This window comes from Corynebacterium genitalium ATCC 33030 (assembly GCF_000143825.1).
Classification (GTDB): domain Bacteria; phylum Actinomycetota; class Actinomycetes; order Mycobacteriales; family Mycobacteriaceae; genus Corynebacterium; species Corynebacterium genitalium.
Map to the genome: position 1 here is coordinate 108,576 of NZ_CM000961.1, position 22,246 is coordinate 130,821.

Consider the following 22,246-nt stretch of genomic DNA (forward strand, 5'->3'; position numbering starts at 1 on the left):
ATTAGTCATCCGTAACTGCCCGGTTGAAGTTCAGCTGTGCTTGCGCTGTGCTTTACCCTTGGCGATAACTGTCTGTACACCCGGCTAGAAGGAAGATCCCCGTGACAATCTCGAAGGTTCTCATTGCCAACCGTGGCGAAATCGCCGTGCGCGTGATCCGCGCCGCGAAAGATGCCGGCCTCGCATCCGTCGCTGTCTACGCGGAGCCGGACGCGGACGCCCCGTTCGTGGGCCTGGCTGATGAGGCGTTCGCGCTCGGTGGGACCAACGCCGCCGATTCCTACCTGAGCTTCGACCGGATCATCGGAGCCGCCCAGGCCTCCGGTGCGGACGCGATCCACCCCGGGTACGGCTTCCTGTCCGAGAACGCCGATTTCGCCCGCCGCGTTATCGACGAAGGCTTCACCTGGATCGGCCCCTCGCCGGAGGCCATCGCGCTGCTGGGCGACAAGGTCGAGGCCCGCCGCATCGCCGAGAAGGTCGGCGCGCCGATGGCACCGGGCACTAAAGAGCCGGTCAGCTCGGTCGACGAGGTTCTCGCGTTTGCCGACGAACACGGCCTGCCCATCGCCATCAAGGCCGCATTCGGTGGCGGCGGCCGCGGCATGAAGGTCGCCCACACCCGAGAAGAGATCCCCGAGCTGTTCGAGTCCGCCACGCGCGAGGCCGTCGCAGCGTTCGGCCGCGGCGAGTGCTTCGTCGAGCGCTACCTCGACCGCGCCCGCCACGTCGAAGCCCAGGTGCTTGCCGACGTTCACGGCAACGTCATCGTCGCCGGCACTCGCGACTGCACCCTGCAGCGCCGCTTCCAGAAGCTCGTGGAGGAAGCTCCTGCGCCGTTCTTGTCCGATGCTCAGCGCGAGGCGATTCACTCCTCTGCCAAGGCCATCGTGAAAGAAGCCGGCTACCACGGTGCTGGCACCGTCGAATACCTGGTCAGCCCTGCCGACGAGCAGAACCCGGAGGGCATCATCTCCTTCCTGGAGGTCAACACCCGCCTGCAGGTCGAGCACCCCGTCACCGAGGAGACCGCAGGCATCGACCTGGTACGCGAGCAATTCCGTATTGCGAACGGCGAGAAGCTGCGCCACACCGAGGATCCGGCCCCGCGCGGCCACTCCATCGAGTTCCGCATCAACGGCGAGGACCCGGGCATGAACTTCATGCCGGCACCGGGCACGATCTCCCGCTATGTCGAGCCCGCCGGCACCGGCATCCGCGTCGACTCCGGCGTGCGCACCGGCAATGTGATCGGCGGCCAGTTCGACTCCATGCTGGCCAAGCTCATTGTCACCGGTGAGACCCGCGAGGAAGCCATCCAGCGCGCCCGCCGTGCTCTCGACGAGTTCATCGTCGACGGCCTGCCCACCGTGATCCCCTTCCACCGCGCAGTGCTGAACGACCCAGCCTTCATCGGCGACGAGAACGGTTTCGGCGTCTACACCCGCTGGATCGAGGAGGAGTTCACCGCCGAGATCCCGCCGTATACCGACGATGAGGAAGAAGGCGAGGAGCCGGGCACAAAGCGCACCTACGCCGTGGAGATCGACGGCCGTCGTGTCGAGGTCGCCCTTCCCGCTTCGCTCGTGATCGGTGGCAGCGGTAAGCGCAAGGCCAAGAAGCGCCGCAATTCCGCGGCAGCCCTGTCCGGCGATGCCGTGCCCGCCCCGATGCAAGGCACGGTGGTCAAGGTGAACGTCGCAGAGGGCGACACCGTCAACGAGAGCGATATCCTCCTCGTGCTCGAGGCCATGAAGATGGAAAACCCCGTCAAGGCGCACAAGTCCGGCACCGTGAAGGGGCTCGCTGTTGAGCAGGGCGATCAGGTGAATAAGACCGCCGTGCTCCTAGAAATCCGCTAACTACTGGTTGGCGTACGGGTCGCACCGCTTTCCGGGGAGGGTTCAAGCTCTTCCCCCGGTGTTTCTCTTATGCCCAGCCAGCCGGGACAAGCCCCAGCAGCGAGATAATGGAGTAGATGAACGCCGCCACGTAGACGATGATGATGAGCGCCTGGATGACGGTGTTGTCTACTCCGCGCACCTGCCACACCGGAGTCTGATCCCCGTTCGCCCGGGCGCGGCGAAGCAGCAACACGGGAACGACCGACATGATGGCGCCAGCGAAACCGCCGGCGTAAGTCAGCGCAGAGACGAAACCGCCAAGGCCCGCCACGGCAATCACGAGAGGCGGAAGCACCGTCAGTCCAGTTGCGGCGAGACGCTGCCACCCGTGTTCCGGCCAATGGAAGATGTCCAGCACGTTGCGCATCGCAGTGAAGCCGATGGCCAAGAAGGACGTGAACATGGCCAGCAGCGCGAACAAGTTGGCCATGTAGTAAGCCGCAGTCCCGAGTTTCTCGCCCCAGGCGATGGTGACCACCTCAGTCACCTCGGTGCCCAGCAGGCCGAGCGCCGCGAACGGCACAGCCGCGAGGGTGAACGCGGTGATGCACATGCCCGCGATGATCGCTTTCGGCAGTATTTCCGGCTTGGTGGCGGCCATGCCGCGCGCCATCTCCGGCACCACGTACTGGGCCAGGAATGTGAACACGGCCAGATTCATGATCGGGATGATGAAGTAGGGCTTGAGCACCCAAAGGTTCGCGGGCTCAATGCCGGGACCGGCGATTGTCCACACCACCAGCGTGAAGATGATGATCGCCATGCCGCTGGTGATCAGCCCTTCCACCTTCCCTGTGGCTTGCAGGCCCTTCCACATGATGAAGGCACCCAGGGCATAGAAGATCAAGGTGCCCGCCAAGGAAGGCAGGTTGAACAGGTTGTGCATGAGATTGCCGGAGCCGGATGCGTACGCAATCAATGCACCGACGCTGTTGACCATGATCGCGGTGAAGACGAGGAAGCGGCCGGTCTGACCCAGGTACTTCTCCGCCAAGCCGGACAACTGGAGCGGCTCTTTTGTCCGGAGGGAGACTTCCGCGACGTAGAGCATGGAAATAGTGGTCAGGGTGCCTGCGATCGCGAGCGCCACCACTAGAGCGAGGAAGCCGCCGTTGCGGGCCGCGTACGGCAGGGAGAGAATTCCGGCGCCAATGTTGGTGCCGAAGATCAGGGCTACGCCCTTCCAGAAACCGAGGGCGTGACCCGCTTCATCGGAACGGGCAGATTCGTCGTCGCGCAACGGCGCGTGCACAGAAGTGGTTGATGACATAGCGAGAATGTAGCAACAACTTGACCGGGGTCACACTTGAGGTCCTATGTGGCCCAGATGTCACCCCGGTCCGTGCGTCGTCAACTGCGCGGAACGCGCTGGTTCTACTGGTTGGCGTACGGGTCGCGGACACCGATGTACTGCACCTCGGTGTACTCGTCGATGCCCTCTGCTCCGCCTTCGCGGCCCAAGCCGGAGTGCTTCACGCCGCCGAACGGGACAGCTGCATTGGAGACGACACCGGCGTTGAAGCCGACGATGCCGAATTCCAGGCCGTCAGCCAACCGCCACATGCGGTCCGGGTCCTCCGAATAGACGTAGGAGGCGAGGCCGTATTCGGTGGAATTGGCCAGCTCGATCACCTCGTCCTCATCGCTGAACTCGTAGACCGATGCGACCGGCCCGAAGATCTCTTCCTTGAAGATCCGGGAATCAGTGCTGGCGCCACGCAGGACCGTCGGTTGGAAGAAGTAGCCATCACCCTCAGCGGCACCGCCGCCAGTGAGAACCTCGGCGCCGTTCTGTTTCGCGTCTTCCACGAGCGCGGCGACATTCTTGCGTGCCTTCTCCTCGATCAGCGGGCCGACGTTGACGCCCTCGTCGAGGCCGTTGCCCACGGTGAGCGCTTCCATCGCCGCGACGAGCTTCTCGGTGAACTCATCGGCGATGCTCTCGTGCACGAGGAAACGGTTCGCCGCAGTGCAGGCCTCGCCGATATTGCGCATCTTCGCTGCCATTGCGCCGGTGATCGCCTGCTCAATGTCCGCGTCCTCAAAGACGATGAACGGCGCGTTGCCACCAAGCTCCATGGAGGTGCGCAACACTGAATCAGCTGCCTGCTTCATCAGGATCTTGCCCACCGCCGTTGAGCCTGTGAAGGAGACCTTGCGCAGACGCGGGTCCGCGATGAGAGGCTCGGAGATAGCTGCCGGATCGGTACCGCAGACAACGTTGAGCACACCTGCCGGTAGGCCTGCCTCAACCATGGTCTGAACGAAGTAGTAGGTGGTCAGCGGCGTAAGCTCAGCCGGCTTGAGCACCATCGTGCAGCCCGCAGCGATCGCCGGGGCGATCTTGCGGGTCGCCATCGCCAGCGGGAAGTTCCACGGGGTGATCAGCAGGCACGGGCCGACCGGCTTGCGCCGAGTGACCATGCGGATGCCGCCCTCTGGCACTTCCTGGGAGCGGCCGTACTGACGGACGGTCTCTTCGGCGAACCAGCGCAGGTATTCCGCGCCGTACTTCACCTCACCGCGTGCTTCCGCCAGCGGCTTACCCATTTCTAGAGTCATGAGCGTGGCGAATTCCTCGGTGCGTTCGGTGACCAGATCGTACGCACGTCGCAGGATCTCACTGCGCTCGCGGGCCGGGGTGCGTGCCCAGTCCTTTTGCACCTCGACCGCAGCGTCTAGTGCCGCAACCGCGTCGTCGCTATTCGCGGACTGGAGTGTCACCAGGACTTCGCCGGTGGCCGGGTTCTCCACATCGAATGTCTCGTTGGTGGACGCGTCACGCCACTGGCCACCGATAAACAGACCGGTGGGCAGGGAATCGAGCAGTTGTGCAGTATCGACAGCGCCGTTGGAATCAGCCATGATCTCGCCTTTCGTAGATTGATTTCGCCGGTGTTCAGCGAACTGGCTCACGCCAGCCTTTTCTCGAAAACACGCTATACCGCTGCAGGCTACTCAGCGTACGGTTGCCGCACGCCCCCGTTCAGGGGCATTGAAAACGCCAAACTCCTGTGCTAGGAGTTCGATCCTGCAGCGTTGAGCAGCACAAGAATCTCCGCGCGGCCGAGCGGGTCATCCAAAGGCAACCCGTAGCGTTGCTCGGCGCGGTCGATGCGCGCCTTCAGGGTGTGTCTGTGAATGCTGAGAGACTCAGCGGCAGCACGGATCTCGCAACCATGCACCAAATAGGATTGGACTGCATCGAGCAGGGCTGGGTCATCCTCTGCGAGCGGCGCGAGCACTTCCTTATAGCGGCGGGACAGCACTTGCCTGACCCCCGTGTCTTCCGTCCAGTCGAGCCGCCGAGGGAGATATTCGTCGACGGTGCCCGGCGGAAGCGAGCGCGCACGGTCGAGCAATGCCTGCAGCTCGTCACGGCCTAGCTCGCGCCAGGACTGTTGCCGACCGGACAAGACGCGCAGCCGGGCCCCGAAATCACCGATAAGCTCCGTCACGGCGGCCTCGGAGATCACCCTGCGTGATAAGAACACGAAGCCGTCCGGGGCGAGTCTCACATGCGCCAACGGGTTGTCGCGCAGATTGAGTCCTTCATCCAAACGAGCTAGCGACCTGTTAGACGCGGCCTTATTCGCGGCGACGATCGCGACTGGGACGACAGCCCCGTCAGCGTCCGCGGCACGATCCAGCAAACGCGCGGCTGCTGGAGAAGCCTCCTGGCCTTCGAGAAAAGTCTCTAGGGCCGACCCGTGCAGTTGCGTTTCCGCGCTCCTGAGCGCCTGCGGATCTCTCAATACGATTTCCGCGAGCCCCACGAAATGCTTCACGGCACTGCGCGCGAGCGGCGGCAGAGGGCGCGGGGAATCCACCACAGCGACGGAGTATTTTCCTCCCATCGCCCGCATCCGCTGGACGATCATGGTGCGGTTCTCCGTCCGGTACGCGCGGCTCCGCCCGTTATCGGCAACGGCCAGACGAAGGGCCTTCAACGCGCGCTCCGTTGGCTTCGCAGGGGCTGAGGAGATGATTCTGCCGGTGTTGTCCCCGATCAGCACATCGGCGCCGACTGCTGTCCGGGTGCGTCCAACGAGTGCATCGACTCCGCCATTCCATGCTGCGCGGTTGAGACCTTCCGCAGCCTCGAGAATCTCGTTGGCCGCGACTGCTTGCAATCGCGCATACTCCTCCCCCACCACCTTTGAGATCAAGGCGAAGGGGGTCGCCCGCGGCACCTCGAATAGCGGCAGAGCCGCGTCGGTGCAGGCCCGGATGAGGACGGGAGGAATCTCGGCATGCTGCAGCCCCGTACCGAAGCCAAGGGCCGCCACCCCGGAATCTTTCAACTGCTCCACGTAGTGAGCGATGCCTGCTTCATCGTCCGGCTGAATGCGCAGGCCCAACGTGAGAATGACAGAGAAAGGCCGGAAGAACTCAGCGGTCTCCACAATCTCACTGGCTTGGACAGACTCGAATCGCCCCCGCCTGAGGTCTCCGACGGGGTCGAGGTTCAAGGCTCTGATTCCGTACAACCAACTGAGATCTAGGAGATCAACGGCGGTCTCCCACTCGGGATGACCGCTTCGTGCGTCGTCAAGCACATCCTTGCTCATGGACACAGTGTAGAAGTTTCACGAAGAAGATCGACACTGTGTCGGTTGCTTTGAGGGTGGGCGGGGGACGGATACTACAGCCATGAACCACTGTCCGTTTTCGGGCAGCCCGCTGGATTGAATTGGAAAGGAACCCGCACCATGCAGGATCTCGAGTATCGCCTCCCCCAGGTCCGTCGAATCGACACCGAGCTGCCGGGACCGGCAAGCGCAGAACTGGACAAGCGCCGCGCAGCGAGCGTGGCCTCCGCCTTGAGCCCGGGCTTGCCCGGCTACATCGTCGACGCCGACGGTGGTGTGCTTGTCGACGCCGATGGCAACTCCTTCGTCGACTTCGCATCCGGCATCGCTGTGACCTCGGTGGGCGCTTCCAATAAGCGTGTTGCAAGCGCAGTCGCCGATGCCGCCGGCCACTTCACTCACACCTGCTTCATGGTCAGCCCCTACGAGAGCTACCTGCAGGTCGCTGAGCTGCTCAACGAGTTGACCCCAGGCGATTTCGAGAAGCGCACTGTCCTGTTCAACTCCGGTGCGGAGGCAGTGGAGAACGCCGTGAAGATCGCCCGCTCCCACACCCGCAAGACGGGTGTGGCCGTTTTCGACTACGCCTACCACGGCCGCACCAACCTGACGATGGCCATGACGGCGAAGAATAAGCCGTACAAGTCGACCTTCGGACCGTTCGCCAGCGAGGTGCACCGCGCGCCAATGTCTTACCCGCTGCGCGACGGCCTGAAGGGCCCGGAAGCCGCTGAGCGCACCATCCGTTTCCTCGAGCAGAATGTCGGCGCCGAGAACCTCGCCTGCGTGGTCATCGAGCCAATCCAGGGCGAGGGTGGCTTCATCGAGCCGGCCGAAGGCTTCCTGCCCGCCATCGTCGACTGGTGCCGCGAGAACAACGTCGTCTTCGTCGCCGACGAGATCCAGGCCGGCTTCTGCCGTTCGGGCGAGTGGTTCTCCTCCAGCTTCGAAGGCATCGAGCCGGACCTGGTCACTACCGCAAAGGGCATCGCCGGCGGCATGCCGCTGTCCGCTGTGACCGGCCGCGCCGAGATCATGAACGCCCCGATGGTCGGCGGTTTGGGTGGCACCTACGGCGGCAACCCGGTGGCCTGCGCGGCCGCTATCGCCGCGATCGAGGAGATGAAGGAGCACAACCTCGCTCTGCGCGCCAAGGAGATCGCCGAGATCATCCACGAGGAGCTCGACCCGCTGACCGAGCTGGACGAGGTCGCTGAGATCCGCGGCCGCGGCGCGATGATCGCTATGGAGCTCGTCACCAAGGACGGCAAGCCGAACGCTGAGCTGACCGCCAAGGTCGCCGCCGAATGCAAGGCTGCTGGCGTGCTCATCCTCACATGCGGCCTCGACGGAAATGTCGTCCGCCTCCTGCCGTCGCTGGTCATCCCAGAGGAGCTGCTCCGCGACGGCCTGCGTGTCATGGCTGAGGCCGTGCGCAACAACGCCTAATTACAGCTAGTTGGACGGATCCGTAATTCCGTCCAACAGATCTTTCAGGCCAGCTTCAAAAGGCTGGTCGGCATAAGGGTTAGCGTCATGCTGACCCTTTTTTGCTGCCCGGGCACGCATGGCATCCGCCACTCGGCGCAACTCCGCGTGTTCCGGGGAAATCGCGGCGGGATCGAAGAGGTCCGCCGGCGCAGTAGCATCCCATGCGGAGCCGTAGATGAAGGATTCGAGCGCGATGATGCGCTCCATCACCTTCTCGTGCGGGCAGCCGGCGGCAGAGACTGCGCGAGCGACGATCTCGTACATTTCCTGGGTACGTGGCGAATCGCCGATGGGCTGCCGTGCGATGACCGGGATCAACGGGGTATGCCCGGCGAACACATCGCGGTAAGAGTGTGCCCACGCCTCGAGCGCCTCCCGGTAGCCTTCGCCTGCGGCGATGGCGTGCTGCAGCGATGTGACGTCGACAAGCTGCATGACCGCATCCTGGAGCAAATAAAGCAGCTCTCCCTTGCCCGAGATGTGGTTGTACAAAGCGCTGGGCGCCACCCCGATTTCGCGAGCTACTGCGGCCATTGTCAACGTCTCGTAGCCCCGTTCGGAGGCAATACTTAGTGCGGCGAAACCAATTTTTTCGCGACTGACCAGGGGTTCAGCCGGGCGACCACGTTCATTTCCCATGTGACTCTTCCTTCTACCCGAACTCGAATGTATCCTGAATCACACCATTAATGAATGGCGTTCATTACCCGCGACGGTCGGATCCATCCGGCCTCAAGAACAGGAGCAGAAGCATGAATCCTAGCGCACAACGCACAGAAATCGAGCGCGACGTTGTCGTCGTCGGCGCTGGCCCTGCGGGCCTGATGGCGGCACGCACCCTGTCCAAGGCCGGCAAGTCCGTTGCCGTCCTCGAGGCGCGCGAGCGAGTCGGTGGCCGCACATGGAACGGCCGCGTGCGCGACGACAACGGCGTCGACCACTTCGTCGAGCTCGGCGGTCAGTGGATCTCCCCCGACCAGACCCGCCTCATCGAGCTTGTCGACGAGCTGGGCCTGTCCACCTTCCAGCGTTACCGCGAAGGCAAGTCCATCTACCTCTCCCCCAACGGTGAGCGCCACGAGTACGAGGGCCCGGTCTTTCCGGCTGCCGACAGCACTCAGGCCGAGATGGACAAACTGATCAAGATTCTCGACGATTTGGCAGCCGAGATCGGAGCCAAGGAGCCGTGGGCGCACCCGAAGGCCGCGGAGCTCGACTCCATCTCCTTCCGTCACTGGCTCGAGCAGCAGTCCGACGACGAAGAGGCGATCGACAACATCTCCATCTACGTCGCGTCCGGCATGCTGACCAAGCCGTCCTTCACGTTCTCCGCCCTGCAGGCCGTGCTGATGGCCGCCTCCGCTGGCTCCTTCTCCAATCTCGTGGATGAGGACTTCATCCTCGACCGCCGTGTCGAAGGCGGCATGATGTCTGTCTCCGAGACCCTGGCCGCAGAGCTCGGCGACGATGTCTTCTTGGGCACCCCGGTCCGCGAGATCCAGTGGGCTCAGCCTGACCCGTCCACCGAAGACAGCCTGAACAACGTCAAGCCGGACGTGCGCAACGGCATCCCGAACAACGGCGAGCCGGGTGAGGTCACCGTCGTCTCCGACCAGGTGACCGTCCGCGCCAAGAACGTCGTCATCGCTGTTCCGCCGAACCTGTACAACCGCATTTCCTACGTCCCGCCGATGCCGCGCGACCTGCATATCGCCCACCAGCACATCTCCATGGGCCTGGTCATCAAGGTGCACGCCATTTACGAAACGCCGTTCTGGCGCGACAAGGGCCTGTCCGGCACCGGCTTCGGTGGCGGTCGTCTGGTCCAGGAGGTCTACGACAACACCAACCGCGGCCAGAACATCGCTGGTGGCACCGCTGGCGAAGAGGACGCCTACGGCACGCTCGTGGGCTTCGTCTCCGATGTCTACGCCGAGGAGATGTGGCACTTGCCGGAGGAAGAGCGCAAGCAGCGCATTTTGTCCGCCATGGCCGAGTACCTGGGGCCGGAGACCATGGAGCCGATCGCGTTCTACCTCTCCGACATGGCTGCTGAGGAGTGGACTCGTGGCGCCTACGCCACCAGCTACGACCTGGGCGGCCTGTCCCGCTGGGGCCACCTGCAGAACCAGCCGGTCGGACCGATCCACTTCGCCTGCTCCGATATCGCCGACGAGGGCTACCAGCACGTCGACGGCGCTATCCGCCAGGGCGAGCGCGCTGCGAACGCCCTCCTCGATAACGGATAGGAATAGGTGATATGACACAACCGTCACCACAACCCACTGACCAGGGACCGGCGAAGATCCTGGTCGGATACCTCGCCACTCCGTCCGGCAGCGATGCCTTGAACCTCGGCATCGGCCTGGCGCGGAGTTGGAATGCCGACCTCGAAATCGCGATGGTCGTCCCCCACTCCGAGGCACATTCCGGCACGTACCCGCACACACGGGCGCATGAGACGGTGATCAGCCGCAAGCTGAGCACATGGCTGGAAGACGCGCTCGCGAAAGTTCCCGACGAGATCAACGCCACCGGCCGGGTCGTGTCGGGAAGCGACGCTGCGCGCTCACTCCACCGCACTGCGAAGGAGCTGGACTGCGACCTGATCAGTCTGGGGACCCGCGGTGGCGGACTACTCCGTCGGTTCAGCATCGGGTCGTCGGCGAACACGCTGCTGCATTCGTCGTCGATCCCCGTCGCACTGGCACCGCCACGCTACGAGGCTCCCGAGCGCATCAGCCGCATCTCCTGCATGTTCGGCACGCTCTCCGGGTCGCACGAGCTAATCGACACCGCGATCCAGACAGCGAAGAAGTCCGGCAGCGAGCTCCGCCTCATCTCCTTCCTCACCCAGGAAGACGCAGGCGCGCTCAACCAGGAAGTCAGCCACAAGGTGCTGGAAAACGTCGAGGCGAACGCGAACCGCTACCTCGCGGAACAAGCAAAGCAGCTTGTCGACGCCGGGTCTGCCTCCACCGAGATCGTCACCGGAAAGACGGTCGCTGAGGCAGCCACCGAACTGGAGTGGAACGACGACGAAATCCTGCTCGCCGGGTCGTCGCGCCTGGCCACTGCAGGCCGAGTGTTCATGGGCCCGCGCGCTGCGAAGGTGCTTCGAACCTTGCCGATCCCGCTCGTGATCACTCCCGCACTGGAAAAGAAGGACGAGTCCGAGGAGGCGGGTGAATGAGCAAGCGTAAGAAGGTAGAGAACCTGGCACACCAGCCGTCGCAAAGCGAAAAGGGCCTCATCGCAGGACGTGTCGGCCTCATCGGTGCCGTCGTGATCGGCGTGAGCTGCATCGCCCCCTCGTACACGCTGACATCCGGTCTCGGCCCGACGATCTCTGAAGTCGGCGACCACGTCCCCGCTATCCTGCTGCTGGGTTTCTTCCCCATGCTGCTCGTCGCGTTTGCCTACCGCGAGCTGAATAACCGAGTGCCCGACTCGGGAACCTCGTTCACGTGGGCAACGAAAGCATTCGGCCCCTGGGTCGGCTGGATGGGCGGATGGGGCCTGATCACCGCGACGATCCTGGTGCTGTCGAATCTCGCAGCTGTGGCCGTGGACTTCTTCTATATCCTGCTCGCCCAGCTGACCGGCAATGAGGCGATCGCGGATCTCACCCGCAACCTATGGGTGAATATTCCGACGACGATCGCACTACTCGCAGTCGCCGCATACATCTCGTACCGCGGGCTCGAGTCCACGGAGAAACTCCAGTACTTCCTGGTCGCCTTGCAGCTGTTCACTCTCGTGCTCTTCGGCGGAATGGCGCTCTGGAACGCGTACCACGGCAAAGGCTTCGATTTTCACCCGGTTGAGGCGGATTGGTTCAATCCGCTGACCATCGGTGACTTCTCGACAGTGGCAGCTGGCATTTCCCTGTCGATCTTCATGTTCTGGGGCTGGGACGTCACCCTGACCATGAACGAGGAGACGAAGGATCCGGAGAAGACCCCGGGCCGCGCGGCGACGCTCACCGTGCTCGTGGTCATCACCGTCTATGTCCTCACCGCTGTCGCGGTCGTGGCCTGGGCAGGCACCGGCGACACCGGCTTAGGCGCCGGCAACCCGGAGAACCAAGAATCGATCTTCGCCGCGCTGGCGAGCCCGGTCATGGGACCGTGGGCGATTCTGATGTCGATTTCGGTGCTGGCGAGTTCATTCGCCTCCCTGCAGTCGACGATGGTCGGGCCTGCCCGCACCTTGCTGGCGATGGGCTTCTACAAGGCGCTGCCGCCGATCTTCGCGCAGATTAGCCCGAAGTTCCACACCCCGGCAGTGGCCACTGCTGCCTCCGCTATCGCGGCAGGCGGGTTCTACACCGTGACCCGAATCGCGTCGGAAAATGCGCTGTGGGACACGATCACCGCCTTGGGCCTGATGATCTGCTTCTACTACGGCATCACCGCGTTTGCCTGTGTGTGGTTCTTCCGCAAGGAGATCACGGATTCGGTGCGCGGCTTCATCTTCCGCTTCTTGCTGCCATTGATCGGCGGCACGATGCTTCTGGCGATGTTCTTCGTCACCGCATTCGACTCGATCGATCCGTCCTACGGCTCCGGCTCCTCGATCTTTGGCGTGGGAACCGTGTTCGTGCTCGGCATGGGCATCCTCCTGCTTGGCGCCGTGCTCATGCTGTTCACACGCCTACGGCACCCGGCATTCTTCCGCAACGAGACCCTGCCACGGACCACGGCTGAAGACGATGAACAAGGCGAGATGTTGACCATCTAGGCAGCGCACAAGGCACATCTGATTCACAGGGCGCCTCCCTACACTGGGCCGCACAAAAGAACACAGACAACGAGCACAGATAACGAAAGCTCTACGAATTAAGGAGAAACATGGCTGAGAAAGATATGTCCTACCGGGTAGAAAACCCGGCCACCGGCGAGGTCATCACGACCTTCCCCACCGCTACCGACGATGAGATCCAGGAGGTGCTCGCCGCCTCGGAAAAGGGCTTTAAAGAATGGTCCGCCCTCGACATTGCTGAGCGTAAGAAGTACGTGCTGCGCATCGCCGAGCTTTTCGACGAGCGCCAGGACGAGCTCGTGGAGATCATCGGCCGCGAAATGGGCAAGTCGCGCCCCCACGCCATTGACGAGGTGGAGCTGTCCGCCAATATCTTCCGCTACTACGCGAATAACGGCGAAGAGTTCGCCGCCGACCGGAAGATCGAGAGCTTCAACGGCGGCACCGCTGTGATCCGTCACCTCCCGCTCGGTGCCCTGGTGGGCATCATGCCGTGGAACTTCCCCTACTACCAGGTCGCACGTTTCGCGGCGCCGAACCTGATGAACGGAAACTCCATCATTCTCAAGCACGCTGAGATCTGTCCGGAGTCCTCCGCCGCGATCCAGAAGATCATCGAGGATGCTGGTGTCCCCGCGGGCGTGTACCAGAACGTGTACGCCTCCCACGATCAGATCACCACGATGATCGAGGATCCTCGCGTTCAGGGCGTCTCTTTGACCGGTTCCGAGCGCGCCGGTGCCGCTGTCGGCGCGACGGCAGGCAAGAACCTGAAGAAGGCAGTCTTGGAGCTCGGCGGGAACGACCCCTACGTGCTGCTGGACACCGACGACGTGAAGGCCGCCGCTGAGCTGGCGTGGGAGACCCGCATCTACAACATGGGCCAAGTCTGCAACGGCAATAAGCGCATGATCGTCATGGATGACATCTACGACGAGTTCGTCGACGAGCTGGTCAAGCTGGCCGAGCAAGCGAAGCCCGGCACGCCTGAGGAAGCTGGCGAGAACGGCATCTACTCCCCGCTGTCCTCCCGCGACGCCGCCGAGCGTCTCGACGAGCAGGTCACCCGCGCCGTCAAGGAAGGCGCAATGCTTCGCGCCGGTGGCGGCCTCGGTGACAACGCCTACTTTGCCCCGGCCGTGATCACCGACTTGGGCAAGGACAACTCGGTGTACAGCGAAGAGCTCTTCGGCCCGATCGCCCTCGTCTTCAAGGTTTCCTCCGACGAGGAAGCTCTCGAGCTGGCCAACGACACCCAGTACGGCCTCGGCGGCGCCGTCTTCTCCCAGGACACGGAGCGCGCACGCGCAATCGCCCGCCAGATCAACTCCGGCATGGCTAACGTGAACACCCCCGCAGGAGAGGGCGAAGAGATTCCATTCGGTGGCGTGAAGCGCTCTGGCTTCGGTCGCGAGCTCGGACCGCTGGGCATGGACGAATTCGTCAACAAGCAGCTGTACTTCGAAGAGGACTAAGCAGCCCGCCCCCCATCACAACTGCCACTGCCCCTCTGTCTCTGCCGCTGCCGCGGAAACCAGAGACGAAGGGGCAGTTTTCTATGTCATTAAGGATAATTAGATTCTCATAAGTGGCGTCTATTAATCGTGCGTTTCGTTATAATTGGCGTTTATGGAATTCAGACTCAAGCCCGCCACCGAATCGGACCGCACCTACATCCGTCGTCTGTACTACTTGGCAGATGTTTTCGGAGACGAGTCCAAGCGACTCAGCAGCGGCCAGGAGAAGGTCAAGGCATTTGTCGACGATTGGTCGCCCGAGAATGACGGTGGCTGGATCGCCCACGACCAGGACCAAACCCCGGCCGGTGGCATCTGGCTGCGCTACTGGGAAAATGGCGACAAGACCAGCGAGGCCAACCTGGGCCCGGACGTGCCGGAGCTGATCCTCGCTGTGGAGGAGCGCTCCCACGGCTACGGCCTCAGTGCCGTGCTGCTGCACTCCGTGTGCGAGCTTGCCATCGACCAGGGCGCGAAGCGCATTGCGCTCGAGGTCATGCCAGAAAACAAGCGTGCGCGCTACGTGTACGACAAGTTCGGCTTCATCCCCACCAAGGAGAACCCGAACGTGATGTACCGCGACTTGGTCTAAGTTCTCACCATCACCGATATTCCGCCGTGCGCCCGCTTTCGGGCCGCGGCGGTTTTCGTATTGCACGCGTTGCACGCGGCTGGCTCTCCCCCTAACCGCGGGGTGCGCGACGGGAAGAAATACACGTTTTTCGTGTGACGGCTGCGACCAAACGGGCCTTATCCGGAATGAAACCCCCGGGTCGGGGGTGACGGGTGTGGTATTTCTGCAGGGTTGTTCACTGAAAATTCACTGAATCCCGGTTTCAAGGCACGCGTTATTTAACATTGGGGAAACCTCCTATCTGAAAGGTCTACGCATGAAACTTCACGCAACCCGTCGTCGGACTGGCGCAGCGCTGTGCGCAATCGCACTGTCCGCTACTACTCTCGCAGCATGCTCCAGCGATTCCTCCGGCTCCAACGGCGGCTCGGAAGGCGCCGGCGAGCGAGGCCCCATCACCTTCGCCATGGGCCGCAATGACACGGACAAGCTGACCCCGATCATCGATGCGTGGAATGCGGAGCACCCGGACGAACAGGTGACTCTGAAGGAGCTCGCCGGTGAGGCCGACGATCAGCGCGACACCCTCGTGCAGTCGCTTCAGGCAGGCAACTCCGACTACGACGTCATGGCCCTCGACGTTGTGTGGACCGCAGACTTCGCAGCGAACCAATGGCTCGTGCCTTTGGAAGGCGACTTCGCAGTGGACACCTCCAAGCTGCTGCAGCCCACGGTGGAGTCCGCCACCTACAACGGCACCCTCTACGCACTGCCGCAGAACACCAATGGCCAGCTGCTGTTCCGCAACGTGGACAAGATCGACTCGAAGCCGGACACATTCGCCGACATCACCTCCGCCTGCGAGGCAGTTGAAGGTGACTGCCTGACCACCCAGCTCAAGCAATACGAAGGCCTCACCGTGAACACGGTCGGCTTCATGAACGGCTGGGGCGGTGAGGTGCTCGACAGCAACGGCGAACCCACAGTTGAATCGGACGAAGCAAAGGCAGGCTTGGAAGCGCTGGTGAATGCCTACAAGGACGGCACAATCTCCAAGAACTCCACCTCCGCCACGGAAGAAGAGACCAACATCGCCTTCACCGAAGGCACGACTGCTCTGGCCATCAACTGGCCGTACATGTACGCCAACGCCAAAGAAAACGGCATCAACTTCGAGGTCCAGCCGCTCGTCGGCGCAGACGGAGTGGGCACGTCCACCCTGGGCGGCTACAACAACGGAATCAACGTCAACTCGCAGCACAAGGCCACCGCGCACGACTTCATCCAGTTCATCATCAACGAGGAAAACCAGCGCTCCTTCGCAGAAGCATCCTTCCCGCCGGTGCTGGCATCCGTCTACGACGACCCAGACCTTATTGAGCAGCAACCCTACCTGCCTGCCCTGAAAGAATCCCTGGAGAACGCCAAGCCGCGACCGGTGTCCCCGTTCTACCCAGCCATCTCGAAGGCGATCCAGGACAACGCCTACGCCGCCCTGAACGGCAACAAGAACGTAGACGAAGCCACCAAGGACATGGCCGCAGCTATCAAGCAAGCACAGTAAGAGTGTCCATGGGGCGTGCGGCTGTTCGCAGCGCGCACTGTCAACGTGACAGACAGCGCGGGCCTGCGTTGAGCCACGTTGACTTCGAATCAGCCCCCATAGACTAACGCCTGCAACGGATTGCCCCCCGTTGCGGGCGTTCGCCCGTTCTTCCTTCTCACCAGCCAACGCATGAAGGGTCATTCCCCGATGAGCACCCCTATCAACGCTGAAGCCGCGTCGTCGACGACTACGCGGACGCCCGACCGAACCAGTTCCACCGCCGCGCCTGATCCGCGTCAGCGCCGCGGCCGCAGCAACTCCCCCGACGCACGGCGAGCATACCTGCTCATAGCGCCGGCAATGCTGTTTCTCGCCGTTGTCATCGGCTATCCGATTGTGCGGGCGATCTGGTTATCCTTCCAATCCAACCGGCACCTCGATCCAGCAACAGGAGTCTTCGTCGAAGGCGGATTCGCCGGGTTGGACAACTACCTCTACTGGATCAACAACCAATGCATGACTCCCTCCGGCACCGTCGGTGACTGCCCGCCGGGCGTGCTGTCCACCGACTTTTGGCCTGCCGTGGGTGTCACGTTGTTCTTCACCGTGGTCACCGTTTCGCTCGAAGTCGTGCTGGGCATGATCATGGCGCTGATCATGAACCACCCCTCCCGGATCCGCTCCCTGATTCGCGCGGCAGTGCTCATTCCGTGGGCCATTCCTACCGCAGTGACCGCACAGCTATGGAAGTTCATGTTCGCTCCCAACGGTCTGGTGAACTCGCTGCTTGGACAATCCATCGCGTGGACAACGGACCCCTGGGCGGCACGTGTCGCTGTGATCATCGCCGACGTGTGGAAAACAACCCCCTTCGTCGCCCTGTTGATCCTAGCGGGGCTGCAAATGGTGCCCAAGGATGTATACGAAGCAGCACACGTAGACGGAGCCTCTGCGTGGCAAGCATTCACCCGCATCACTCTCCCCTTAGTGCGCCCGACACTCATGGTGGCTGTGCTCTTCCGCACGCTCGATGCCCTGCGCATGTACGACCTGCCAGTGATCATGATCTCTGACTCGTCCAACTCCCCCACCGCCACGATCTCCCAGCTCGTGGTCGAGGACATGCGGCAGAGCAACTTCAACTCGGCCGCCGCGTTGTCCACGTTGATCTTCCTGCTCATCTTCGCAGTGGCGTTCATCATGATCCGCTTCCTCGGTGCAGATGTAGGTGGGGATGCTGACGGGGGCAGCAAGACCGACAAGCAACGCGCACGCCGTCAGCGCCGCTCCCGCGCAGCCAGCAAGAAAGACTCGGCCGGAGCACCTGCCGACGCACACAACGCAGTGGAACGGGAGCAAGCACGATGAAGAAAATCGGACACTACATTGGCGTGGCCTTCATTCTGCTGTGGGGCCTAGCGCCGTTCTACTGGATGCTGGTCACCGCACTGCGGGACAAGCAATTCACCTTTGACACCACCCCATGGCCCACGCACGTCACGTTGGACAACTTCCGGGATGCGCTGGTCACGGACAAAGGCAACGATTTTCTTGGCGCAATCGGCAACTCGCTGATCATTTCACTCACGACGACAGCACTTGCTGTCGCTGTGGGTGTCTTCACCGGCTACGCCCTAGCCCGGCTGAACTTTCCCGGCAAAGGCATTGTCACCGGTATCATTCTGGCCGCGTCGATGTTCCCTGGAATCGCGCTTGTCACCCCGCTTTTCCAGCTCTTCAGTGACATTGGCTGGATTGGCACGTACCGCGCAATGATCATCCCGAACATTTCTTTCGCGTTGCCGTTGACGGTGTACACGCTCATCGCGTTCTTCCGGCAGTTGCCGTGGGAGCTGGAAGAAGCCGCCCGCGTCGATGGGGCAACGCGCGCCCAGGCGTTCCGCCTCGTGCTCTTGCCCTTGGCGGCGCCCGGGATTTTCACCACCGCGATCATCGCGTTCATTGCGACGTGGAACGAGTTCATGCTGTCACGCCAGCTGTCCACCGAGGCCACCGAACCGGTGACTGTGGCCATCGCCCGTTTCGCTGGCCCGAGCGCATTCGAGTACCCGTATGCCTCGATCATGGCGGCGGGTTCGCTGGTCACCGTGCCGCTGATCATCATGGTGCTGATTTTCCAGCGGCGCATCATCTCCGGGCTGACCGCCGGCGGTGTCAAGGGGTAGACATGAGAGAAGAAATCCACGGCCAACAACGTCAGCGGAGGTAACCATGAAATTCACGCTTGTTCCCGCCACCGAGTCCGACCGCACGTACTTGCGCCGGCTCGACTACCTTGCCGACGTCTTCGGCGACGAGTCGCACCGCCGCCACGGAAGCGTCCAAAGCGCCGAAGAGTACGTGGGCAAGTGGTCCCCCGAGCACGACGGCGGCTTCATCGCCTACGACGACGAACTCGTCCCCGCCGGCGGCGTGTGGCTGCGCTATTGGAAGCCCGGCGAGGACTACTCCGAAGCCAACCTGGGCCCCGACATTCCTGAGCTAGCCATCGCCGTGGAGAACCGCTCCCACGGCCACCGGCTGGGCCGCATCTTGCTGCAGGCCGCGTGCGACCTCGCCGCCGAGCACCACGCCCGCACCATTGCGCTGCACGTCGAGCCCGGCAACGACCGCGCCCGCCAGGTCTACGAAGATTTTGGTTTCGTGCAGTCGGACCACCACCCGGAAGTGATGGTCAAGCAGCTCTAGAGGCGCTCTAAACCCCCAAACCCTTATTAGACCTCCGCGGGGCAGTTTCGGTTCCCTGCGGGCCAAAAAAGTTCGCGGGATGTGGATAACTTTCCGCAGGTCCTGGGACTTTTGTTTGCCGCGTTGTGCGCTTTCCACAGCTTGGCGCTAGGCCTTTCCTTCCCGGTGGAGCTGGGTTAGCGTCCGAGACATGAGCCAATCCAGCCCGCTTCTTGAGCTCCTCACCGGCATCGGCCTCGAGGACCTCTCCAGCTTCAACCGCGCCGCGTTCCTCGCCGCCGGCCTGTCGCCTGCCAGGGTGACGGAGCTGCACCTCGTCCACGCCGCGTACTATGGCACCACCGCCACCCCCGAGACGGTCACGGCTGCGGTCGAATCGGGTGTGTGCATCGACATGCTCGCCCAGATCGAGCGCTGCATCCGCCACATCGCCTCCGACAGCGCCCGCGCGCGTTATCGCCTGGCGCTTATCGACGCCGCCGCCACCACAGCCACCACCTGCGCCTCCCTCGCGCGTTACGCCAAGACCATCGTCCCCGCCAAGGAGGCAAAGCCGGTCAAGGGGGCGCACTTCGGCCTGTCGCGCAATGGCCTGCGCACGTCGATCATCACTGCTGACGAGCACGTCATGGCCGACCTGGAGGCGTCGCTACGCGGCAGCATCAACCGTGACAAGCCTGCCGCGCCGCAGATGGCCGCCGCCTTCGAAGACCTGATGCGCTCCGGGGCTGGGGTGCCTGCCGCTGCTCCCCGGCCGCTCGTCCTCGTCCCGGCGCCGGAGCTCGCGCGCGTTATCGCCGGCGACGGTGATGATGTTGTCCTGGGCTTGAGCGACGGCACCACGATGAGCGGCGCGGACTTTGTGAACCGGTTCCTCGCGGGCCCTGCCTACGGTATCGAGGCCGCACTGTTCCACCCCACCAAGGGGCCGCTGAACCACTACCGGGACAAACGCTTCGCCAGCGAAAAGCAGCGCACCCTGGCCAAGGCCACCCAACCGATCTGCGCAAGCCCCGACTGCCGCCGGCCCGCCGACCACTGCGAAATCCACCACGCGCAAGCCTGGAAGAACGGCGGCCTGACCAATATGGACAATCTGACGGTCCTGTGCGAGTACCACAACCGCGTTAACGACGACGATGACCACATTCGCAAACGCGGCCGCATCGAAATCCGCAACGCCCGCCACGTCTGGGTCTCCCCCACCGGTTACCCGCGGACCAACACCCGCCACCCGTTCGGCGCGATGCACACGCTCTTCGGCCACTGGAGGAAGCGGCCCGCGACTGCCACCAGTTAGCCCGGCAAAGAAACGCGGCCGCCGCCCGCAACACTTGACACTTGCCGTATCACGCGAACGCACTGCTGCCGAAAACACCGAAACCCGTCCCGCGCATGCGGCAGACGGGCTAGTCGGCGTGCCTGACAGAAGAGTTAAGCGAAGGATGGGGTGTGCTCGTCCATCTCGAAGACCTCGTCGGTGGTGGAGATGAGCGAGCGGTCATGGGTGACAAACCCGCAGGCGACGCCATGCTCGTCGACAAGCCGGCGCAGCAGGGCGACGATCTCATGGGAGCGGTCGGAATCGAGGGCGGCAGTCGGCTCGTCGGCCAGGATGAGCTCCGGGGAGCCCATCAAGGCCCGCGCGATGCCGACGCGCTGGCGCTGGCCACCCGAGAGCGCCTGCATGTCGCGGTCGCCGAGACCGTCGAGACCGACGGTGGCCAGCAGCTCATCCGCGCGGTCCTTACGGGGTTTGATGCCGCGGATGTGATCAGTGACCAGCAGCTGGTCGCGGACGTTGAGGGCGCTAATCAGGTTGGCCTGCTGGAAGATCATGCCCATGTGGTCGCGTCGCACAGCGTCGTTGACCTCACGGCCGTTCAGGGTGGCGGTGCCGGAGTCCGGGGTGATAAGGCCGGCGGCGATGGACAGCAGAGTGGACTTGCCGGAGCCGGATTCGCCGACGATGAAGGTGAGCTGGCCCGGTTGCGCGGTGAAGTTGATGTTGTCCAGGACGGTGCGGCGCTCTTCGCCGTCCTGGAAGGACACGGTGACGTTGGTGAGTTCGAGCATTATGCGACACCTCCGAGTGCGCTTTGGGGGTTGACTTTGGTAATCGAGCGGGTGGCCACCAGGGCGCCGGCCATGCCTAGGAGCCACACGGCAACCGGGGGCACACCGATCACGGACGCCGACAGGGTGAACGGCGCGGTGCCGGCCATGGCCAGGCCGATGCTGAAGGCCGCCAGCCCACCGATGAGCACGCCGACGAGCAGCAGCACAGCCGACTGGCCGAGCGCGTCTTTGAGCAAGTACGTGTTGGAGGCGCCGATGGCCTTCAAGATGGCCAGGTCGCGGGTGCGCTGCATCGTCCACACGGTGAGGAAGGCGATGATGACCAGCGCGGCGATGGCGTAGAGGAAGCCCTGGATCATCTTCAGCGAGCCCTGCTCGGAGGAGTACGCCGCCAAGCCTTGGAAGGATTCTTTGAGGGACACGCCGTCGGCGCGGTCGGGGTCGTTGGACAGCAGCACGGTGCCGTCGGCGTCGGTGTGGAAGGCTTCCTGCCAGGTCTCGGTGGGCACCCACAGCACCGGGGTGTGGGAGAAGTGGAGGTCCGCGGTCACGGCGTCGACGGTGGTGGTGGCGGACCCGAGGCGCAGGGCGTCGTCACGCGAAAGGCCGAGCGACTCCGAGGCGACCGCACCGTCGCCCAGGACCTCTCCCCCGGGCAACGTGGTGCCGCGCGGCAGGGAGAGCACGGCGACGGATTCTTCGTCGCCGCCGTCGACCTGCATAAGGGTCTGACCCGTGCCGAGCGGTTCCGTGCCCGCCTCCGCCTCAACGCGCGAGGTGGTGAACGACGGCTCGGACGGATCCTCGAAAACGACGGACTGCGGTGCAAGCGCCTCGAGCGCGGACGTGTTCTGCTTGCCCAGGCCCGACGTCAGCCCGGTGAGCACAGCGACGAGCAGGGTGATCAACGCGACGGCGCCCACGATGAGCCCGAAGCGCCCCTTTGCTTTCCTGATTTCTCTGATTCCCACGAACATGCCTCAATTGTGGCGTTGACCTGCACGACTAGACATCGGGCGGGTGGTTGAAAACGCGGTCAACCGATCGGTTGATCAAGCATGCACCAGCAA

18 protein-coding genes are annotated in these 22,246 nt (G+C 63.2%); 12 read left to right on the forward strand and 6 right to left on the reverse strand.

Going from position 1 to position 22,246, the window contains the following annotated elements:
* The first annotated feature begins 101 nt into the window (after positions 1–101).
* The gene (locus tag HMPREF0291_RS00530; RefSeq protein ID WP_005286290.1) at positions 102–1,862 is read left to right on the forward strand and encodes an acetyl-CoA carboxylase biotin carboxylase subunit; all 1,761 of its coding nucleotides are present in this window, start codon (positions 102–104) and stop codon (positions 1,860–1,862) included.
* Positions 1,863–1,929: 67 nt separating this feature from the next.
* Here HMPREF0291_RS00530 and HMPREF0291_RS00535 read toward each other — a convergent pair whose 3' ends face one another.
* From HMPREF0291_RS00535 to HMPREF0291_RS00545, 3 genes are all read right to left on the reverse strand, one after another.
* Entirely contained in the window at positions 1,930–3,174 is a 1,245-nt protein-coding gene (locus HMPREF0291_RS00535) for an aromatic amino acid transport family protein (RefSeq protein WP_005286293.1), read from the reverse strand.
* Positions 3,175–3,278: 104 nt separating this feature from the next.
* A complete protein-coding gene (locus HMPREF0291_RS00540) occupies positions 3,279–4,769 on the reverse strand; it encodes an NAD-dependent succinate-semialdehyde dehydrogenase (RefSeq protein WP_040423411.1) in 1,491 nt (496 codons plus the stop codon).
* 152 nt (positions 4,770–4,921) lie between these two features.
* Positions 4,922–6,475 (reverse strand): PucR family transcriptional regulator ligand-binding domain-containing protein, encoded by a 1,554-nt coding sequence (locus HMPREF0291_RS00545; protein WP_005286298.1) that lies wholly within the window; start codon positions 6,473–6,475, stop codon positions 4,922–4,924.
* A gap of 141 nt (positions 6,476–6,616) precedes the next feature.
* On the opposite strand from HMPREF0291_RS00545, the gene gabT reads away from it, so the two are divergent.
* Complete coding sequence (gene gabT / locus HMPREF0291_RS00550; protein ID WP_005286301.1) at positions 6,617–7,945, forward strand: 4-aminobutyrate--2-oxoglutarate transaminase; 1,329 nt, start codon at positions 6,617–6,619, stop codon at positions 7,943–7,945.
* Positions 7,946–7,951: 6 nt separating this feature from the next.
* On the opposite strand, the gene HMPREF0291_RS00555 is transcribed toward gabT, so the two are convergent.
* Complete coding sequence (locus tag HMPREF0291_RS00555) at positions 7,952–8,626, reverse strand: TetR/AcrR family transcriptional regulator (protein WP_005286304.1); 675 nt, start codon at positions 8,624–8,626, stop codon at positions 7,952–7,954.
* A 113-nt stretch (positions 8,627–8,739) separates the two neighbouring features.
* On the opposite strand from HMPREF0291_RS00555, the gene HMPREF0291_RS00560 reads away from it, so the two are divergent.
* The 10 genes from HMPREF0291_RS00560 to HMPREF0291_RS11145 all read left to right on the forward strand — a co-directional run bounded on the left by HMPREF0291_RS00560 (position 8,740) and on the right by HMPREF0291_RS11145 (position 20,397).
* A complete protein-coding gene (locus HMPREF0291_RS00560; RefSeq protein WP_005286307.1) occupies positions 8,740–10,236 on the forward strand; it encodes a flavin monoamine oxidase family protein in 1,497 nt (498 codons plus the stop codon).
* An 11-nt stretch (positions 10,237–10,247) separates the two neighbouring features.
* Positions 10,248–11,180: a universal stress protein gene (locus tag HMPREF0291_RS00565; protein WP_005286309.1), complete on the forward strand. Its 933-nt coding sequence runs from the start codon at positions 10,248–10,250 to the stop codon at positions 11,178–11,180.
* Positions 11,177–12,730: an APC family permease gene (locus HMPREF0291_RS00570; protein WP_005286311.1), complete on the forward strand. Its 1,554-nt coding sequence runs from the start codon at positions 11,177–11,179 to the stop codon at positions 12,728–12,730. Before HMPREF0291_RS00565 ends, HMPREF0291_RS00570 begins: the two co-directional genes overlap by 4 nt.
* 110 nt (positions 12,731–12,840) lie before the next feature.
* Positions 12,841–14,226, forward strand: coding sequence for an NAD-dependent succinate-semialdehyde dehydrogenase (locus tag HMPREF0291_RS00575; protein WP_005286313.1), 1,386 nt, complete (start codon positions 12,841–12,843; stop codon positions 14,224–14,226).
* Between the two features lie 154 nt (positions 14,227–14,380).
* Positions 14,381–14,860: a GNAT family N-acetyltransferase gene (locus tag HMPREF0291_RS00580; RefSeq protein WP_005286315.1), complete on the forward strand. Its 480-nt coding sequence runs from the start codon at positions 14,381–14,383 to the stop codon at positions 14,858–14,860.
* Between the two features lie 298 nt (positions 14,861–15,158).
* Positions 15,159–16,406: an ABC transporter substrate-binding protein gene (locus HMPREF0291_RS00585; protein WP_005286321.1), complete on the forward strand. Its 1,248-nt coding sequence runs from the start codon at positions 15,159–15,161 to the stop codon at positions 16,404–16,406.
* A 342-nt stretch (positions 16,407–16,748) separates the two neighbouring features.
* Entirely contained in the window at positions 16,749–17,756 is a 1,008-nt protein-coding gene (locus HMPREF0291_RS00590) for a carbohydrate ABC transporter permease (protein ID WP_005286324.1), read from the forward strand.
* Positions 17,753–18,574 (forward strand): carbohydrate ABC transporter permease, encoded by an 822-nt coding sequence (locus HMPREF0291_RS00595; protein ID WP_005286327.1) that lies wholly within the window; start codon positions 17,753–17,755, stop codon positions 18,572–18,574. The genes HMPREF0291_RS00590 and HMPREF0291_RS00595 overlap by 4 nt, the downstream gene beginning before the upstream one ends.
* Before the next feature lie 46 nt (positions 18,575–18,620).
* Positions 18,621–19,097 carry a GNAT family N-acetyltransferase gene (locus tag HMPREF0291_RS00600; RefSeq protein WP_005286330.1) on the forward strand — a complete coding sequence of 159 codons (477 nt, stop codon included), beginning with the start codon at positions 18,621–18,623 and terminating at the stop codon, positions 19,095–19,097.
* 190 nt (positions 19,098–19,287) lie between these two features.
* Positions 19,288–20,397, forward strand: coding sequence for an HNH endonuclease signature motif containing protein (locus HMPREF0291_RS11145; protein ID WP_005286333.1), 1,110 nt, complete (start codon positions 19,288–19,290; stop codon positions 20,395–20,397).
* A gap of 134 nt (positions 20,398–20,531) precedes the next feature.
* Here the strand turns inward: HMPREF0291_RS11145 and HMPREF0291_RS00610 are convergent, their stop codons facing one another.
* Together HMPREF0291_RS00610 and HMPREF0291_RS00615 are read right to left on the reverse strand one after the other, a co-directional pair.
* A complete protein-coding gene (locus HMPREF0291_RS00610) occupies positions 20,532–21,173 on the reverse strand; it encodes an ABC transporter ATP-binding protein (RefSeq protein ID WP_005286336.1) in 642 nt (213 codons plus the stop codon).
* Positions 21,173–22,153 carry an ABC transporter permease gene (locus HMPREF0291_RS00615; RefSeq protein WP_005286339.1) on the reverse strand — a complete coding sequence of 327 codons (981 nt, stop codon included), beginning with the start codon at positions 22,151–22,153 and terminating at the stop codon, positions 21,173–21,175. Before HMPREF0291_RS00615 ends, HMPREF0291_RS00610 begins: the two co-directional genes overlap by 1 nt.
* Between the last annotated feature and the right edge of the window lie 93 nt (positions 22,154–22,246).

Bases quoted from the DNA above. Each gene is read 5' to 3' on its own strand.
- HMPREF0291_RS00595 (WP_005286327.1), top strand. From the start codon at position 17,753: ATGAAGAAAATCGGACACTACATTGGCGTGGCCTTCATTCTGCTGTGG.
- HMPREF0291_RS00535 (WP_005286293.1), bottom strand. From the start codon at position 3,174: ATGTCATCAACCACTTCTGTGCACGCGCCGTTGCGCGACGACGAATCT.
- HMPREF0291_RS00560 (WP_005286307.1), top strand. From the start codon at position 8,740: ATGAATCCTAGCGCACAACGCACAGAAATCGAGCGCGACGTTGTCGTC.
- HMPREF0291_RS00545 (WP_005286298.1), bottom strand. From the start codon at position 6,475: ATGAGCAAGGATGTGCTTGACGACGCACGAAGCGGTCATCCCGAGTGG.
- HMPREF0291_RS00590 (WP_005286324.1), top strand. From the start codon at position 16,749: ATGCTGTTTCTCGCCGTTGTCATCGGCTATCCGATTGTGCGGGCGATC.
- HMPREF0291_RS00600 (WP_005286330.1), top strand. From the start codon at position 18,621: ATGAAATTCACGCTTGTTCCCGCCACCGAGTCCGACCGCACGTACTTG.
- HMPREF0291_RS00540 (WP_040423411.1), bottom strand. From the start codon at position 4,769: ATGGCTGATTCCAACGGCGCTGTCGATACTGCACAACTGCTCGATTCC.
- HMPREF0291_RS00585 (WP_005286321.1), top strand. From the start codon at position 15,159: ATGAAACTTCACGCAACCCGTCGTCGGACTGGCGCAGCGCTGTGCGCA.
- HMPREF0291_RS00570 (WP_005286311.1), top strand. From the start codon at position 11,177: ATGAGCAAGCGTAAGAAGGTAGAGAACCTGGCACACCAGCCGTCGCAA.
- HMPREF0291_RS00580 (WP_005286315.1), top strand. From the start codon at position 14,381: ATGGAATTCAGACTCAAGCCCGCCACCGAATCGGACCGCACCTACATC.
- HMPREF0291_RS11145 (WP_005286333.1), top strand. From the start codon at position 19,288: ATGAGCCAATCCAGCCCGCTTCTTGAGCTCCTCACCGGCATCGGCCTC.
- HMPREF0291_RS00555 (WP_005286304.1), bottom strand. From the start codon at position 8,626: ATGGGAAATGAACGTGGTCGCCCGGCTGAACCCCTGGTCAGTCGCGAA.
- HMPREF0291_RS00610 (WP_005286336.1), bottom strand. From the start codon at position 21,173: ATGCTCGAACTCACCAACGTCACCGTGTCCTTCCAGGACGGCGAAGAG.
- HMPREF0291_RS00565 (WP_005286309.1), top strand. From the start codon at position 10,248: ATGACACAACCGTCACCACAACCCACTGACCAGGGACCGGCGAAGATC.
- HMPREF0291_RS00615 (WP_005286339.1), bottom strand. From the start codon at position 22,153: ATGTTCGTGGGAATCAGAGAAATCAGGAAAGCAAAGGGGCGCTTCGGG.
- gabT (WP_005286301.1), top strand. From the start codon at position 6,617: ATGCAGGATCTCGAGTATCGCCTCCCCCAGGTCCGTCGAATCGACACC.
- HMPREF0291_RS00575 (WP_005286313.1), top strand. From the start codon at position 12,841: ATGGCTGAGAAAGATATGTCCTACCGGGTAGAAAACCCGGCCACCGGC.